This window comes from Sphingobacterium siyangense (assembly GCF_023277505.1).
GTDB classification, from domain to species: domain Bacteria; phylum Bacteroidota; class Bacteroidia; order Sphingobacteriales; family Sphingobacteriaceae; genus Sphingobacterium; species Sphingobacterium siyangense.
Genome location: NZ_CP080574.1, coordinates 170,309 through 187,239 on the forward strand (window position 1 = coordinate 170,309; position 16,931 = coordinate 187,239).

Annotated in this window: 16 protein-coding genes; 10 read left to right on the plus strand and 6 right to left on the minus strand. The window is 39.7% G+C overall.

The features are described from left to right. Positions 1 to 87: 87 nt before the first annotated feature. The 3 genes from K2F45_RS00725 (at position 88) to K2F45_RS00735 (ending at position 4,006) form a co-directional block, all read left to right on the plus strand. On the plus strand, positions 88 to 825 hold the full coding sequence (locus K2F45_RS00725) for a polysaccharide biosynthesis/export family protein (RefSeq protein ID WP_248932795.1): 738 nt from the start codon (positions 88 to 90) through the stop codon (positions 823 to 825). 11 nt (positions 826 to 836) lie between these two features. Further along, a complete protein-coding gene (locus tag K2F45_RS00730) occupies positions 837 to 3,233 on the plus strand; it encodes a GumC family protein (RefSeq protein WP_248932796.1) in 2,397 nt (798 codons plus the stop codon). A gap of 377 nt (positions 3,234 to 3,610) precedes the next feature. Beyond that, on the plus strand, positions 3,611 to 4,006 hold the full coding sequence (locus K2F45_RS00735; RefSeq protein WP_248932797.1) for a hypothetical protein: 396 nt from the start codon (positions 3,611 to 3,613) through the stop codon (positions 4,004 to 4,006). Between the two features lie 10 nt (positions 4,007 to 4,016). Here the strand turns inward: K2F45_RS00735 and K2F45_RS00740 are convergent, their stop codons facing one another. From K2F45_RS00740 to K2F45_RS00765, 6 genes are all read right to left on the minus strand, one after another. Further along, positions 4,017 to 5,645 (minus strand): ABC transporter ATP-binding protein, encoded by a 1,629-nt coding sequence (locus K2F45_RS00740; RefSeq protein ID WP_248932798.1) that lies wholly within the window; start codon positions 5,643 to 5,645, stop codon positions 4,017 to 4,019. Positions 5,646 to 5,697: 52 nt separating this feature from the next. After that, entirely contained in the window at positions 5,698 to 5,967 is a 270-nt protein-coding gene (locus tag K2F45_RS00745) for a PqqD family protein (RefSeq protein WP_201669881.1), read from the minus strand. Between the two features lie 164 nt (positions 5,968 to 6,131). Then, positions 6,132 to 7,043, minus strand: a complete 912-nt coding sequence (locus K2F45_RS00750) for an NAD-dependent epimerase/dehydratase family protein (protein WP_248932799.1) — start codon at positions 7,041 to 7,043, stop codon at positions 6,132 to 6,134. A 512-nt stretch (positions 7,044 to 7,555) separates the two neighbouring features. Continuing rightward, positions 7,556 to 8,029 carry a S24/S26 family peptidase gene (locus K2F45_RS00755; RefSeq protein ID WP_248932800.1) on the minus strand — a complete coding sequence of 158 codons (474 nt, stop codon included), beginning with the start codon at positions 8,027 to 8,029 and terminating at the stop codon, positions 7,556 to 7,558. A 3-nt stretch (positions 8,030 to 8,032) separates the two neighbouring features. Next, the gene (locus K2F45_RS00760; RefSeq protein WP_248932801.1) at positions 8,033 to 8,944 is read right to left on the minus strand and encodes a DUF5106 domain-containing protein; all 912 of its coding nucleotides are present in this window, start codon (positions 8,942 to 8,944) and stop codon (positions 8,033 to 8,035) included. 128 nt (positions 8,945 to 9,072) lie between these two features. Continuing rightward, complete coding sequence (locus K2F45_RS00765) at positions 9,073 to 10,551, minus strand: polysaccharide deacetylase family protein (protein ID WP_248932802.1); 1,479 nt, start codon at positions 10,549 to 10,551, stop codon at positions 9,073 to 9,075. Between the two features lie 236 nt (positions 10,552 to 10,787). Here K2F45_RS00765 and K2F45_RS00770 point away from each other — a divergent pair, with 236 nt between their 5' ends. The 7 genes from K2F45_RS00770 to K2F45_RS00800 are packed head-to-tail and all read left to right on the plus strand — an operon-like array spanning position 10,788 to position 16,931. Next, positions 10,788 to 13,319 (plus strand): SLBB domain-containing protein, encoded by a 2,532-nt coding sequence (locus K2F45_RS00770; protein WP_248932803.1) that lies wholly within the window; start codon positions 10,788 to 10,790, stop codon positions 13,317 to 13,319. A gap of 2 nt (positions 13,320 to 13,321) precedes the next feature. After that, entirely contained in the window at positions 13,322 to 14,401 is a 1,080-nt protein-coding gene (locus K2F45_RS00775; protein WP_248932804.1) for a GumC domain-containing protein, read from the plus strand. Next, positions 14,394 to 14,795, plus strand: a complete 402-nt coding sequence (locus K2F45_RS00780; RefSeq protein WP_248932805.1) for a sugar 3,4-ketoisomerase — start codon at positions 14,394 to 14,396, stop codon at positions 14,793 to 14,795. Before K2F45_RS00775 ends, K2F45_RS00780 begins: the two co-directional genes overlap by 8 nt. Before the next feature lies 1 nt (position 14,796). Continuing rightward, positions 14,797 to 15,219 carry a sugar 3,4-ketoisomerase gene (locus tag K2F45_RS00785; RefSeq protein ID WP_201669889.1) on the plus strand — a complete coding sequence of 141 codons (423 nt, stop codon included), beginning with the start codon at positions 14,797 to 14,799 and terminating at the stop codon, positions 15,217 to 15,219. Continuing rightward, the gene (locus K2F45_RS00790) at positions 15,203 to 15,730 is read left to right on the plus strand and encodes a GNAT family N-acetyltransferase (protein WP_248932806.1); all 528 of its coding nucleotides are present in this window, start codon (positions 15,203 to 15,205) and stop codon (positions 15,728 to 15,730) included. The genes K2F45_RS00785 and K2F45_RS00790 overlap by 17 nt, the downstream gene beginning before the upstream one ends. An 8-nt stretch (positions 15,731 to 15,738) precedes the next feature. After that, positions 15,739 to 15,969, plus strand: a complete 231-nt coding sequence (locus K2F45_RS00795) for an acyl carrier protein (protein WP_248932807.1) — start codon at positions 15,739 to 15,741, stop codon at positions 15,967 to 15,969. Continuing rightward, the gene (locus tag K2F45_RS00800) at positions 15,966 to 16,931 is read left to right on the plus strand and encodes a 3-oxoacyl-ACP synthase III family protein (RefSeq protein ID WP_248932808.1); all 966 of its coding nucleotides are present in this window, start codon (positions 15,966 to 15,968) and stop codon (positions 16,929 to 16,931) included. The genes K2F45_RS00795 and K2F45_RS00800 overlap by 4 nt, the downstream gene beginning before the upstream one ends.

Consider the following 16,931-nt stretch of genomic DNA (forward strand, 5'->3'; position numbering starts at 1 on the left):
AAACATTTAAAAACAAACGATTATTACGATATGAAAAGACAGATTTTAGGAATGATTTTACTTGGTATAAGCCTGCTAAGTTCGTGCATGGCACCCAAGAAAGTGGTGTATGTCAACGACATGGTTCCAAATATTGCCTATCGCGCACTGGATGTACCGATGTTAAAGCTACAGAAGAGTGATCGGCTCAGTATAACGATTAGCGCGAAAAATCCCGAACTCGCGGCTCCTTTCAATGTAATGGGAGGTAGCTACGCTGTCGTGGAGAAGGAGAATAGTCTCAGTTCAAATACCGCTGGTGCCAGCAGTCCAAGTTATCTTATTGATCAGCAGGGTAATATTACTTTTCCAATTTTGGGCAATTTCCACCTCGAAGGCCTGACGCTGGAGCAAGTACGCGATATGTTGGCCAAGCGTTTGTCGGATGGCGGCTATATTAAAGATGCCATCGTGAAAGTCGAGTTATTGAATCTCAGGGTCAACGTCATGGGTGAAGTCAACCGTGTGGGCATTATTGATGTGCCAGATGCCCGTATTAATTTGCTGGAAGCAATTTCCAAAGCTGGTGGACTGACCCGAAACGCTGCATCAGATCGCGTGACGGTGATACGGGAAGAAAATGGCGTCCGAAAAAAGATGCTGACCAACGTCGGGTCTCAGGACATCTTTGACTCCCCGGCATACTACCTGCAACAAAATGACATTGTGTATGTGGAGCCTATAGCAGCCGAAAATACGCCGCGTGAAGATCGAAGCTGGCGGTTCACCACCATTGCTACTGGCGTGGTTACGGTCATATTGACGGCCATAAATCTGCTAAAATAACGGATTGAGAAATGAAAACAACACACTATAATCAATTACAGAAGGACAAATCGATCAATGTGCTGGATGTTTTGGCACATCTGCTTTACCATTGGAAATGGTTTGCACTGTCCATTCTCTTATTTGGATCATACTATTATTATCAGTATGCAAAATCGCCCTTTATCTACCGCAGTGCAGAGACGATCATCATTAAAACACCGATGAATACACCGCGTACGGCCCGGATTTCCCGCACGAATGAAGCCTACAACTCCATTAGTGTGGCTAGTGAGATCCTACAGCTCAAATCCAAGGAACTAATGCGGCAGACCGTTACCCGTATTGGTGCCGAGATGAGCTATACAGTAGGCGATGGGTTGCGACGCAAGGAACTTTATACAGCAAGTCCGATTAAGGTAATTGTTCCACAAACAAAACCCGAAGATTCCTTTTCCTTTACGGTCATTCCCGTTGGTGGCAAGGAAGTTGTTTTGAGTAACTGGAGCGAGGGTGATGCCACACTGGAGGTTGATGCTACCTTAGACAAACCTGTCAACACGCCCTTTGGGCAGATCATTATACAGTCGGCGCTAAAGCCCAATAAAGCGCTTCCGCAGCAAGAAATTAAAGTGGAGAAGTTTGCTTTAGAGGGTATGGTCAATTACTTTATTTCAACTATTTCCATCACCCAGATGGAAGAAGATGCTTCATTACTGCAGATTGTAGCCGAAGATACCAATCCGCTACGCGCGACAGCCTTGATTGCTGAGATGATCAACGTGTACAATGAGGTTGCTTTGCAGGACAAAAACCAGATTGGGGTAAATACCGCTAACTTTATTCGTGAAAGACTAGCCATTATTGAGCAGGAACTAGGATCTGTAGAATCGAGTATTGAAGATTTGCGGACACAAAACCAAGGAATGGATGCTTCCACGGTCGGAACAGCCTATTTTGAGGACAGCAGATTGTATCAATCCGAGCGCAACAAGGTCGAGACCGATATCAATCTTGCGCAGATGATGCGTGGTTATCTGGCCGATGGCAGTAAGAAAAATGAACTTATCCCAAATAATACAGGACTGGTAGATGCCAGTGTCGAAACACAGATCAACGACTACAATACAACTTTGCTTCGGCGCAATCGCCTTATTGAAGGTAGCAGTGATGCCAATCCGGTGGTTCAGGATTTAGATCGGGCTCTCCAGGCCATGCGTGGTAATATCGCGCGGGCAGTGGATAACGCGATCGGTGGATTAAAGATCAAAGCCGGCAGCATGAAGAAAGAAGAAAATGCTGCCCGTGGCAAAGCGATGCAGGTACCCCAAAAGCAACGGGTCATGTTATCGGTAGAGCGGCAGCAAAAGGTCAAGGAAGAGCTTTATCTGTATTTGCTTAACAAGCGCGAGGAGAATGCCATTAACCAGGCCATGACCGAAGATAATATCCGCGTTATTGATCCAGCCATCGTTTCATTTGATCCTGTTGCCCCGAGCAGAATGAGGAAGCTGGGCTTAGGTATGGCAATTGGTTTTATACTGCCGGCCATTGTGATTATGACCCTTTCCATTCTGGATACCGGCGTACGGCGTCGTCAAGATATTGAGGAAGCCATTGATGTGCCCCTTTTGGGTGAAATTCCCTTGGCCAATAACAGGCGTATATCCCAGAACAATATTTTGGTGAGCGCCATGGGCAGAGACCCGCTCACGGAGGCCTTCCGCATCCTGCGTACCAATATGAGCTTTATGGCGAGGGAGGGTAAACATCCCCAGACTATTACTCTGACCTCTTTTATTCCGGGTGTTGGAAAAACATTCACCTCACTGAATCTATCGAGCACGCTTTCTTTTTTAAATAAAAAAGTTATTGTTGTCGATATGGATCTACGCAAAGGAACATTAAGTGAGCGCATGGGCATTATACACGGTAAGGGATTGAGCCATTATTTATCCGATGTAAACCTCGAACTAGAAGAGATCATTCATTACAACTTGCATGGAAAAAATGTTGACTATATATCCATTGGTATGGAGGCTCCCAATCCGGTCGAGCTACTGCTCAGCAAAAGATTGGACCAGTTGATCAGCGATTTGCGTAACCGATATGATTACATCATTATCGATGGCGTGCCAACAGGTATTGTGGCCGACGCCACTGTGGTAGACCGTGTGTCGGACCTTACTTTATTTGTGATCCGCGCTGGTAAGATGGATAAACGGCAGTTGCCAGAAATCCAAAAAATCTATGCAGAAAAGCGCCTTTCCAATTTGGCAATTATTCTGAATGGGCTCAAATTAGGTCAGTCCGGATATGGTTATGGCTATGGTTACGGCTATGGTTATGGTCGTGAAGAAGGACAAAATAGTTGGAGAAAAATAGCTCGGTCTATTCGAACAATCTTTACCTGTAAAATCAAGCGTTAATGGAAGAGTGCTGTTTTTATGTAGTTTATGAAAATATTTTTTTGATTGGAGAAAACTTTGGGTGTGCCTAGGGGGAATAAATTCCTTGTGCTGAATTTAAAGCGTGTTTTCTTTTTTCGTAATGTTCGGAAACAGAAAGTTTCAGTTAATGGAAATTTGAAATCAGAAAAATTCTGTCAAAATTTGTTCGCTGTCCTTTTGCGTTCTATTCGAATGTCTTACAAGATGATGGACTATTGTAAGCGTTCTTTCAAATATTGACAAAGCAAAGGAATAGGTTTTGATTATTTGATGTCATATTTGGATCATGCAGCCGTGACCGGACCACCCGGTTGGTCGCGGCTTTTTAAAACGTTCTACAGTAAGAATCAATTATAATGAAAGATAGAAAGGCCTTTATGTTACAGGTTGCGCGGGAAGTACTCACCGGGAGGATTTCAGTCCAAGAGGCAATGCGACGCAGTCATGTCAAAGATAAACGTACCATTGTGAGCTGGCTGAAGCGAGCGATAAAAGAAAATAAACCGGATCAATTTGTCGAGTTAACTCTCGATAATTATTGTTATCAGGAAGATTTAAATGTTCATTCGAACGAAGAAAAAATCAGCAAACTGGAATCCGAACTGGAGGGGGCCAAAAAGCGAAATTTAGAGCTATTACATTTTCAAAAGATACTGACCAATAAAATTAACGACCTTGAGGTATTGATACAGTATGCCGAAACAACACATAAGATCGACATTATGAAAGTCAGAAGAAAAAAAACCAGATAGTCAAGCTGTTTTAATCCAGGTAAATACGTTGGTGGCATCTGTCTGCCAAATGAAGGTCGTGTGTTACAAATAAACACAATTTATGTTTGCCATATTCCAGTAGACGTTGTATCAATGTATCAGCTGTGCTGCGGTCCAACGCCGAAGTGACCTCATCGAAGAGCCATATATCCCCATTATGCATTAAGCCTCGGGCTATGGCAATTCGTTGCGCCTGTCCTTCCGATAGGCCAATACCAGACTCACCAATTTGAGTATCTATACCGTCAGGAAGGTCAAATACAAATTCGGCACAGGCGATGCGCAGCGCTTGCTGTATATCCAGAGGGCCATTTTCTTTAACATGTAGCAACATGTTTTCCCGTATTGTGCCGCTGAACAAGGAATTACCCTGCGGTATATAAGCAAAGTTGATGCGATGGCTAGCGGTCAGCGGCCTTACGCCATCTTTGTCGACAAGCGATATCTGTCCCTTTTCAGCTTTCAGCAGCGCCAGCAATAAACGGATCAATGTTGTCTTTCCTTTTCCACTCGGTCCAATGATAGCGGTGGGCTCACCCACCTTTAAGGAAAGGTTTAAATTTTGTAAGACCCATTTGTCTTCATACCTAAAAGAGAGGTCGTTGATGTGTAGCTCCTGCGTTTCATGAAGACGTTGCTGTGTCACTTGAGGTTCGATTTCACCAGCCTGGAGTTCCAATAGGCGGTCTGCAGAGACGCGGAAGCGGACAAAACCGGGGATATAGGCGATCAGCGCAAGGATGGGCGACTGTATCCGGGCAACCAGCTGCAAAAAGGCAGTCATCGTTCCGAAGGAAATTTGTCCGGCCTGCAAGCGATAGATCCCCCAAATAAAAGCGACGAGGTAACCGGCATTCATGGCCACTTTCATAGCACCTTGCGTGTAGGTAGAGAAGTTGAGCTGCCGTATTTTTAGCCTAAAAAGTTGCTCTTGGCTTTCGGTCAATTTTGCTCTTCTTTTAGGAAAAGCACCCATCGCCCGGATGAGCAGGCGAAAGCGCAGGTTCTCTTGCAGCACTTTGGAGAAATTACTTTCTTCCGCTTTCACTTCCTTGCTGAGTTTGCGCATTTTTCGGAAATAGAGTTTCGAAAAAACAAAGAGCGGTGATATCGCCAGAATCATCAGGGCCAGCATGGGGTCCATATACCAGAGGAAGCCGACCGAGGCCAGTAATTGGATTGCGGTCAATATAAATGACAGGAATGTATTGGCGATTGTATTGGCTACTTCCTCGCAGTCCGTCTGAATACGGATCTGAATATCCCCTGTATGCCAGTTTTTGATCAGCTTCCAGATGGACAGCATCTGTGCGTCGAGCATAGTTCGTTGCAACTCGAGTGTAAGCATCAGCTTAATCCGTTCCATCAAACGTCCGGAGTAGCCTTTAATACCGACATTCAGCGCAATAGCGCCAATGATACCTAGTAACAACCATTTTAGCGGAAGTTCACCTGGAGATGTTGCCGTGTCAACGGCTTTTTTGGATAAGTATACAAAAACTAACGAGAGGACAATACAAATCAGTTCCAATATGAAATAAAAGAACAGTTTGCTTCGGTATCCCTTGCTGATCGACCAAGCCCAATACAGGTGTTGTTTCAAACTGTTGCTATTCATGTCATCCAAGTGATTGTCTCATCCATGCGTAGGTTTACTATCCAGGTAGTTTTCATTCTTCCAGCAGTCCCTGTTTTTGGAAATCTTCGAGTAAAATTGCTGCATCGGATTGTGCTTGTTCTTTACTGACCTCATAATTTTCAACGAGTAACTCCACGATGGTATCCGTATCAAAATCTTTGCCCTTGAGTTCTTCCCAGAGCCAGGCTGCCGAGCTGTTGAGCGTATATACTGTTGACAGGTCGACCATATCTTGGCTGGGGTCTACAATCAAATGATCTGAACCGATGGTTCTCAAAATTAAATCCGTTCTTAACTTCATAAGGTTTAAAATATAATAATAAGTGATAGCTTGACACAGGCTATGGTATCAAACATAAATAAATTGTGCCTTAAATACAATATAAAAGGCTCGTATTTAAGGCACAATTTTAAATTTTATTTCAGTGCTTGTCCGTTTTGTTGCTTTGAGGCTCAAATGTGGTTTTACTGCTGCCTTAATGATCTAATGGTGTCACGTAGACCCTCCTTAGCCGTTTTAGGCAAGCGCTCGATTGCCAGAGCAACTTTTATTTTTTTATTTGAAACAACAAGGTTGCTGGTCAATTTTTTCAAGCGCCATGTATTCAGAGGGAAAGCTCTACTATGGTCGCCGATTTTCGATAAAAAGGAAACTATACGCTTTGGCAGTGGAAAACAAGGAATTTTTAAGCCTGTTTCCTGTTTCATGATATTTACGATTTCGTTGGACGATAAAGTTTCATCGTCGGATAAGTGATAGATTCCTGAATTTATCTTTTCATTTTGTAAAAGAATCTGTTCAACGAAGAAACAAAAATTGTCCACGGACAGAAAAGAGCGTTTATTCTTAAATCGAACCAATGGATAAGGAATTCCTTTGCTTACGATGGAATACAACTGTTTTAAATTGCCTTTGTCACCGGCTCCATGCACCATGGGTGGACGCAAGATAACTAGTTTCTTATCTGCAGGTAGTTGTTGCTTCATCAGCCACTCTTCGGCCGCTTGTTTAGATCGGCCATAAGGTGAAACGGAGTTATACGTAGCATTTTCAGAAAGTGATTTTGCAGACTCTACTTCTTCAATGGCCGCGAGGGAGCTTATATGGATCAATAATTTCGCTTGGGAGGAAATAAATAGGTTAAACGCCTTTTTTGCTAACTCAAAGTTGGCAAAAAAGAAATCTTCTTCGGTTGCCTTGCCCGTAAAATCGTGGGCTTTACCTACTAAATTGATGATGAAATCTGTTGGATAATTGTCCTTTGACCAATTCAGATTCCTCATGGAAACAAATTCACATTGAATTGGATCCTTAAGCTTCTTCTTTAAATGACTCCCTAGGAATCCGCTACTTCCCCCTAAAACTAATACTTTCATGCTATTTACCCCTTACATCATTATGCTACTTACAGCTAAATGAAAAAAACACCGTGCTAAAATCGATATGATTTTGTGAAAATTCTTTTCTTACACTTACCAATAAACAATCTGTCAAGATGTTTTTAGATTTTTTTAAATCGGTTTCTATAACGTGTTAAATGTAGATTTAACATGTAACTTCCAAAATTGATAAATAATTTGTGTTAACTAAATTTCCCTCTCATAATTATAGTTAGAATAATTGATGCAAATATACATTTAATTGTTTATAATTATTTACTCAACGTTAAATCTATCCAAATTGCTACACGAATTATTTTTTTTTATAATACGTTGATTATTAATTGTTTTTAATAATTTTCGATAAAAGAGAAAGAACTGTACACCTAAGTTTTTGTGTTTTATATTCTATCCGGAAATATAATTGAATGAGAACGCTCAAAAAGCGTTAAAGTTTGATTAAAATTGTTTTATTCGTGGAATCCGCTTTGGGAGCAATAAATTTAAGCTTAATTCTTTTGTGTAAGTGATTTGAATTTTAATACTATACGACGAAGCAATCGTATATAGTACCAGCCCAAGCCTCGAAGTCTCGCCCAGGGGAGGTGGATTGCTATTGATAACTCTTTGTCCTTCGGATAATGCATATAAGCAATTGCAATAATATCCGTCTCCGCAATGTATTCGCGGAGTACAAGATTACCATCCCCTGCCAAAATGTATTGGCCATTTTTCTTTCCTACGAAGCGGTGGAACACAAATTTATCATTCTCTTTAGCGAGTATATTACTGCCTAAGGGCAGGGGGGGACCGCTGTATGCGCGTAGTAGGACAGTATCCCCATCTTGAATAAATGGACGCATACTATTTCCTTTAACTCTTATGCGTACTTCCTTGCCTTCACGAAGGATGCGTTGTACCTCGGCGAAATAGTCTTCGTTTGAAATAACCCGTATTTCGTTTTCGTGCTTATTTTCAGGCATTGGTTAGGAATTGGTTTTAACAAAATAGGCAATTACCTGCTGTAAGTAGGTATCTTTTAATAGTACCTTTTTATTTTCGTCCAAAAGATAAATCGTTGGCGAAGCTTTGAGGTCATACAAATTGAACGACAAAAGTTTGTTTTCGCTGTCAAAACCATTGATCCATTCATACGATAACTCGGATTGGTAATTTTTCCATTTGCTGCGGTCGCCCCATGGGTCGATGGCCACTACCTGTATCTGCAGCTGATTAAAGAGCTGAACGAGCTGCGGGGTATCACGAAGTTGATGGATGGTTTCTTTACAATGAGAACAGTCTGGATCGTAGAAAATTAAAAGGCTATATTTCGCATTAATTTCGGACAGCTTTTGTTTTTGCCCATTGGCCAGTTCAAAGCTAAAGTCTTCTGCTTTTTGCCCAATTTTATTTTGGCGTACTAATTTATAAATTGGTCTATAAGCTTCTTTTTCAAGATCGGAAAGCAGATTTGTTTTGATCAGATAGCGTAATACGGATTCATAGACAATATCGTTGCGCATGGGCGAATTGCCATCATATAGATAATGCTCATATTGCTTGACGAAATAGTCAAAGCTTGTCCGATTGACTTTTGCCTTGTCCAGCATGAGATCAATCGCTTTATCTCTTGTTACAGAATCTGGATGCTGCGCCAAGAGCTGAAGAAAATCAGCAAGCTGTTGTTCCCCTTTTTCAGGATTTTTTACCTGGGCAGTATCCTGCATATCAAATTTATCCCAGAAATGGAATAATGTGCTATCTGCCGAGCTGATAGGCCTCGTATTTTGGTCCATTGCTTCTTTCTTTTGCTTTTCTTTCGTGGCGCCGGTACAAGACCAAAACAAAAGGGAGAGCGTGCTAATAGGAATGAGTAAAACAAGTGAAATAATTTTCATTTTTAGCATATTTATAAACAATTTAGGGAAATCGTAAAATTAATCCTTTCACTTTATCTTTTTTCAATCCAAACGAGTGAAATACAATATAATCATAAATTTTCAGTACGATACATTTTAAGCTACCTTTACTCTATACCAAGCGTTCTAAGTAGATTTTTTTTCTCTTGTGAATCTTTTAGTGCGTTGACATGATACGTTGCGTCTAACAGGTTTGCGGCGGATTTTTTCGATAGATACCGATTTACATATTGCGTTGCATGATCCTGTATAAATCTACGGCAGTCTATATTGACGCTGATTCCCTTGTCGAAATTGCCGTATGTCAAACCTGTTACAGCTTCATTCGAAGAGATGGATTTAATGCTATTCATGTGCAATTCGTTGATATTGAGCGTGAGTGCAGGGTGGTAGAAATCCGGCTGACTGGGGAATTTGACTTTCACGATTAGTTTATTCCCTTCGATGCGGCTGCTGATTACACTGTTTTGCCTATTATAATTGTATTCATAATATTCTTCTTGTGAAGGAAACCACAGGATGTCCTTTCCGTCCTTTCCGTAGGTATTGTTAAGCCAGAGCAGGAGCTGAGCCCAGTCATGATCTGTTTCGTGTACACCAATATGAACGGCCTCACGGTCAGTGAAATCGTTTGTCATAGCCTCGTCGACCAGTTTTTCTGCCTCAGCGGCATGATTAACAAATACACGAGCTAAGGTCTTTTGGTTGAGGGATGAATTGACCTGGTACGGTATGAGCTTATCCGCGCCATTCTGTGCCGTTATAGTCTGTATAGCTGGAAATCCAAGAGCGGCCTGGAGGTACGATTTATTTCCATTTGGCTCGGCCAAAAACTTGATGTTCCGGCCATTTAATCTTTTATTTGTGATTTGTTGAGCCCGATCAAAATGCTTGATTAGCGAGTCCACATTATTGATAGCGGCGGTATTCAAGTCGTGGAATGCAATCGCATTGCCATCGTTCACCATTTCGACTACATTATTCCAGCGTAGGCCAGATTTCATATAAAAGCGGAAAAAGTTTTCTTTGAAGTTCTTCTTTACTGCTGTCGCGGCGTCCATAAAATCCCATTCGGGTGCTAGGGTAGTTGTAAAGTGAAACCGTACTTCATTCCCAAAACCATCGGTACTACCCAGCGTTTTTCCCAGCAAGTAACTGTTTGGAGGGAGGTCATCTGCTTCGAGGTGTTCAATATCGTAGTAATATTTTCGTTTAATATCAGAGCGATCAACAGGTTTACCATTAATGGCAGCCCAGGTCATGCTGAATGCCGACTGCTTACAATCGTCCTGTGTTAGCATAAACAATAAGCTCTTATTATATTTCAGCGGCGGAATACTCACAGTCGGAGTATTGATTATTCCTTGTCCGGAATGAAATTCGATGATGAGTTCCGCTTCTTGTCCTGTCTTTTCCTCACCAAATGGATAGCTATATCGATTTGTATTTCCGCCGTTATCGGGCGGTGATACTTCTTTTCCATCTTCGTTTTTACTGCCCGAGTAAAGATCTTTTTTTAGGCAAGAAGATAATAGGATACATCCTAACGTAACAAGAATAGCTTTTTTGTAAATAATTTGGCGCATGCGCAAATATAGGCCTTCTTGTTGGATTAACTATTTCGTTAAATAAAAAAATAATTCAATGAATAAACCGCTATCCTGTTGTGTAGCACCATTACTCGTTTTTACGTTCGTTACAATATATTTTGGCAAATGGTCTTTAATAATAAATGAATTATAGTAGAAAAGCCTATTCAAGAAATATTTCAATCATTTAATTAAATAGTTTTACTAATTTTGCGGCAAATACCGCGTTTTCGATGAAAAGAATAATATTATGGTTATGCCTAGCAGGATTTGTTGGTACCGTAGGGGCTCAGACCAATCCCGCCAATATAAAAGTTGATAATCTAAGTGATGCTCAGATTGAGCAATATGTAAAACAGGCTGCTTTAATGGGCTATGATGAAAGCCAACTGGATGGTTTTGCCCGTGCACAGGGAGTGTCTGCCGTGGAGGTCCAAAAGCTTAAGGAACGCTTGGCGAAAATTAAACGCAAAAAACAAGAGCCAAATCAATTACAAGGATCTTCAAATAAATCACGTAATAGTCGTTTAAATGGTCGTCAGGTGGATGGTTACTCCAATGCGGATTCTTTGCAAAATAAGCAGAGGGACACACGTGATTCGATTGATAATGAAGAAGGAAAGCTTAAAATATTTGGCTCCGATCTCTTTAGAAATAATGCGATTACTTTTGAGCCCAATCTGCGTATGGCAACTCCTAGTTCGTATATTATTGGTCCAGACGATGAAATCTTATTAGATATTACAGGCGATAATGAGGCATCTTATCAACTTCCGGTAAGTCCAGATGGAACCATCAAGGTGGAATATGTTGGACAGATCAATGTCGCGGGTTTATCCATAGCTGCAGCGAAAAGCAAAATTGAACAACGTTTGAGTGGCACTTATCCAGCTTTACGTTCGGGAAGAACCCAAGTAAGCGTCAACATTGGTAATATTCGTACTATCCGTGTTACTTTGACAGGGGCGGTTACTAAGCCGGGAACTTACAGCTTGCCTTCCTTGGCGACTGTATTCAATGCATTGTATGCCTCAGGAGGGCCGAATAAAAACGGTACTTATCGTAAAATTCAGGTGATCCGTGGTAATCGTGTGGTGAGCACGATTGATGTATATGACTTTTTGGCGAATGGCATACAGCAAGGTAATATTCGTCTGCAGGATCAGGATATTATTCATATACCCGTTTATGGAGCTAGAGTGCAGTTTGAAGGCGAAGTTAAGCGTCCCGCAATTTTTGAAACGGTGGCAGGCGAGTCACTATCGGATATCTTACGTTATGCCGGAGACTTTACGGAGAACGCCTATAGTGCCAAAATTAAAGTTCTTCAAACAACAGGTCGCGAACGCAGTGTTCAGGATATCTATGCTGATCAGTTTGCAAACTATACACCCAAAGGTGGCGATCAGTATATTGTAGAACCGATATTAGAACGTTTCGCCAATCGTATTAGTGTATTAGGAGCGGTATTCCGTCCCGGTATTTTCGGTCTGGAGCCAGGTATGACGTTAAAACAGGTCTTGGAAATGGCCGATGGCGTGCGTGAAGATGCCTTCTTGGAGCGCGGTATCATTAATCGTCTTAAAGCAGATAATACTTCGGAATTAATCAGTTTTAATGTACGCGATATCCTAGCCAGTACAGCTGGGGATATCCCGCTAAGAAGAGAAGATAAGATTGAGATTTCGTCCATTTTTGATTTAAGGGACGAATATAAATTCACTGTTCAGGGAGAAGTCCGTTTTCCAGGTGATTTTCCGTTTGCGAGCAATGCAACGTTGGGCGATATCATTCAGAAAGCCGGGGGATTGACCGAAGGGGCGAAAAATGCTCGCGTAGAAATCGCTCGCCGTATTAAAAACTTAGATGTTACCGATCATCGCTCCTCGCAAACTGTTTTGGTGGATATTAAAGATGGAGTGCTCATGGATCCTAATATGACCTTGCAACCCTATGATGTTATCTCTATTTTGGGCGATGCTAGTTTCCGTACCCAACGTCAGGTAAAAATCGAAGGGGAGGTGCTATATCCAGGCTATTACACGATATCTCGCGAGGATGAGCGTATTTCGGATATTATCAAGCGCGCAGGCGGTTTGACAACGTATGCCTACACCGAGGGGGCTTCATTAAAACGCACCGGAATGTCTAAACTGAAAGCCGAGGAGAAGAAAGAAAAAGAACGTTTGAAAAGGGAGCTTGAAAAAGACAGCCTTGATGTTGAGGAAAAAGATGGCAAAACGGCAAAATATAAAGATACTGATGAAGAGAATATAGATAATTCGAAAGCAAAAAGTAGCGCTTTAGCAAAAGTATCACAACAAGGAACTTCAGCATCTGATATTGAACCGAGTGATCTTGTGGGTATTGAATTGAATAAAATATTAGAAAAGCCATATGAAAAGGGAGATCTTCTCGTTTTAGATGGCGATATCATAAACGTTCCAAAAGAATTAGAGACAGTGAAAGTTCTAGGTGAGGTTCTGAACCCCAATAACGTAATTTACGTGAAAGGGAAGAACTTAAAATATTACGTTAACCAGGCTGGTGGATTTACTGACAATGCGCTGAAAAAGCGTGTGTTTGTTCAATACGCGAATGGTGCAGTAAAGGGCAAAGATGGTGGGTATCCAGAGGTTAAGCCAGGTGCGGAAATTGTTGTTCCTAAGCGAGCGCCTAGAGAAAAGCTAAGTTCACAGGCTTGGATAGGAATAGGTACCGGGATAGCTTCTACTCTTGCTATTATCATTAGTTTATTTAAATAGATATGGCCGAGACTAAAAATAAACAGGATATTATATTGAAGGATTTTGTAAATAAATTTAGAGAATGGATAAAATTTATCTTATTGAAGTGGTATGTTTTTGCATTAGCTGGATTAATCGGAGGGGTTGGCGGAGCGATATACGCATTTTTAAAGAGACCTGTGTATCTTGCTGAGACTTCCTTTGTTCTTGAAACTGGAGATAAAGGGGGGAGCATGGGACAATATTTAGGAATTGCATCTATGATTGGCATTGATATAGGTGGGGGAGATGGCGGAATTTTTCAAGGTGATAATCTCTTAGAGCTCTATAAATCTCATAAAATGATTGAGGCAACTTTAATGAAATCGTCTAACAGCGCACCAGCAAAACTCCTATTACATCGATATCTAGATGAAAGCAAAGCTAGAGAAAAATGGGTTTCAGAAAATTTATTTTTGAATGATGTAGATTTTAAAAATAGAGTACAGAAAAATCCCAAACTGCAACGAGGAAGGGATAGCGTAGTTAATGAAGCAGTGAAAGATATCAGGGAAAACTACTTAGAGGTAGGGAAACCTGATAAGAAGCTCTCAATTATAAAAGTAATTTTTAAATCGAAAGACGAAAGTTTTTCCAAGGAATTCAATGATGAGCTAGTTTTAAGAGTAAATGAATTTTATATTCAAACGAAAACTAAAAAGTCTTTGGAAAATGTGAAAATTCTTCAACATAAAACAGATTCTGTTAGAGCGGTAATGAATGGTGCGATTTCATCAGTTGCTACTGTAATTGATGTTACTCCAAATCTTAACCCTACTCGGCAGGCTCAGCGACTTGTACCGACTCAGCGGGGGCAGTTTTCTGCTGAAACTAACAAAGCAATTTTAAGCCAATTACTTCAAAATTTGGAATTGGGTAAAATTGCCCTTTTGAAAGAGGCTCCTCTGATTCAAAAAATTGATGAGCCTATTTATCCTCTTAAAGTAGAAAAAGTTGGAAAGGTTAAATCCATAATTTTAGGGGCAATAATCTTCTCATTTTTATCACTCTTTATTATCACGATTTCAAAAATAATAACCTCTATAATTGAAAATGAATAGTCCAAATATTTTATATCTTCCCAAGATCGTTGACTATCGAGGTAACTTGTCTTTCTTTGAAAATTCTTGTCAAATTCCTTTTGATATCAAAAGAGTTTATTGGATCCATGATGTGCCTAGTGGTGAAACAAGGGGCGGACATGCATTTCGGAGTCAGAATGAGTTTATTGTTGCTCTTTCTGGTAGTTTCGATGTCGTCTTAGATAATGGTTCAGAGCCTATTAATTATACATTAAGTAGATCAAACTATGGATTATATATTCCTAAGATGAACTGGAGAGAATTGTCTAACTTTTCAACAAATGCAGTCGTAATGGTAGTTTCAGATAGTGAATTCCTTGAAGAGGATTACATTAGAGATTATGAACTGTACAGAGATTTAATTAAAAAATAAGATGCATAGTGTATTTGACTGTTATATTGTTGATTTACCCTTGATACATAACCAAAAAGGAAATATTACAGTATTAGAAAACGATAAATCAGTACCTTTTGAGATCAAAAGAATTTACTATTTATATGATGTTCCCTATGCTGCAGAAAGGGGGGGGCATGCTCATTATGAACTGCAACAGTTTGTTGTTGCAGCGTGTGGTTCTTTTACATTTATTTTAGATGATGGGGTAAATAAACGAGAAGTATTTTTGAATAGCCCACGTAAGGCCCTGCATATAAAACCTGGTATCTGGAGAGAAATGAAGGACTTTTCCGGAGGTAGTATTTGTTTGGTTTTAGCGTCTTCATTATATAGTGAAAAAGATTATATTAGGGATTATCAGGAGTTTTTAAATTACAGAATGGATGATTTACATAAATAAATATGGGATTTCTTTAAGAACTGCACGTGAAAAAGATGCGGAACTTATCTTATCATTTAGAAATGACGAGAAAAATAAAAGATTTATTTCTAAAACAGATGCTGATGTTGATGAGCAGAGACTTTGGCTGCGAAAATATGAGGAAAAGGAAAACCAGAAAATAGAATTTTATTTTATTGCAACAGATGAGTTCGGTGAAGATTTTGCAACCTACCGTATATATAATATGTCGCCAGATTATGTGGAAATTGGAAGTTGGGTTTCAAAACCAAATTATTTGAATTCACTTAATCCTATAAAACTTGATATTGCGGTAAAAGAATACGTATTTGAAGAGTTGGGGTATAAGGAATTATATTTTGATGTTAGAAGGGAAAATAAGACTGTATTGCGATATCATAGATTGTTTGGTCCAGAAGTTATCAAAGAAAATGAATTGGATATATACTTTAAATTGACAAAGAATATTTTTCAAAAGAATAGAGCTCAAATATTTAAAAGAATTAAATAATTCAAATTATGGAAATGCAAGATTTTATTGAAAAGTTCGCTTTTCAATTAGAGGACCAAAATATCGAAATAAATGCTGAAACAAATTATGTGCAGTCTGAGTTTTGGGATTCTCTGACCGCTATGGTTGTAAAAGTTATGATCGAAGATGAGTATGGATTTGACATTCCTATAGATAAGTTAAATGGATTTATCTCTATCGAGTCTTTGTTCAACTATATTGAAGAGAATAAAAAGTGAAGAGCTACTTAAAACATATTTCAGTTTATTTACCCGATAGAAATGTAACTAACGAGGATATAGCTGAGATGTTCCCTTCGTGGGAAAGTTCAAAAATCTTTGAAAAGGTTGGTATCAAGAATAGGTATGTCGCCGATTCTAAGGAGGGCGTTGCCGATATGGCTGTGGCAGCGATTAGAAACCTACAACTTGAAACTGGTATTGATCTCTCACAAATAGATTATTTTCTGCTCTGCACACAATCTCCAGATTATCAGATCCCAACAACAGCATGTATTGTTCAACATCGAGTTGGTTTAAGTAATAATTGTGGTGCCATTGATATTAATCAAGGATGCTCAGGATACATTTATGGTCTCTCTTTGGCATCAGCATTGGTTTCCTCGGGAATTGCGAATAATGTCCTTTTGGTCACTGCAGATGTATATTCAAAACACATCCACAATTCAGATAAAGGTAATATGAGTCTATTTGGGGATGCAGCAACTGCATCTTTGATATCTTCAGATGGAAAGTATGAAATCGGAAAATTCTCCTTAGGTACAGACGGATCTGGATATGACAAGTTAATAATAAAAAATAGTGGTCTATTTTCTAAATCATTAAATCAAGATGATCCAGAGAATTTTCTTTTCATGGATGGTGCAGGTGTATTCGATTTTACCGCAAAAAGAATTCCTCAATTAATAGAAGAAAATTTAGTTCTTAACGGATTGGCGAAAGATGATATTAATTTATTTGTATTTCATCAAGCAAATACCTTCATGTTAAATTTTTTAAGAAATCGAATAAAAATAGAAAAAAATAGATTTCTGATAAACATGGAAAATTATGGCAATACGGTTTCGTCTTCTATTCCTTTGGCATTTAAAGATTCATTTGATGGTGAAAATAGAAATGTTATGATGGTTGGTTTTGGAGTGGGATTATCATGGGGAGCTGTAGTATTATTAAATAAATAA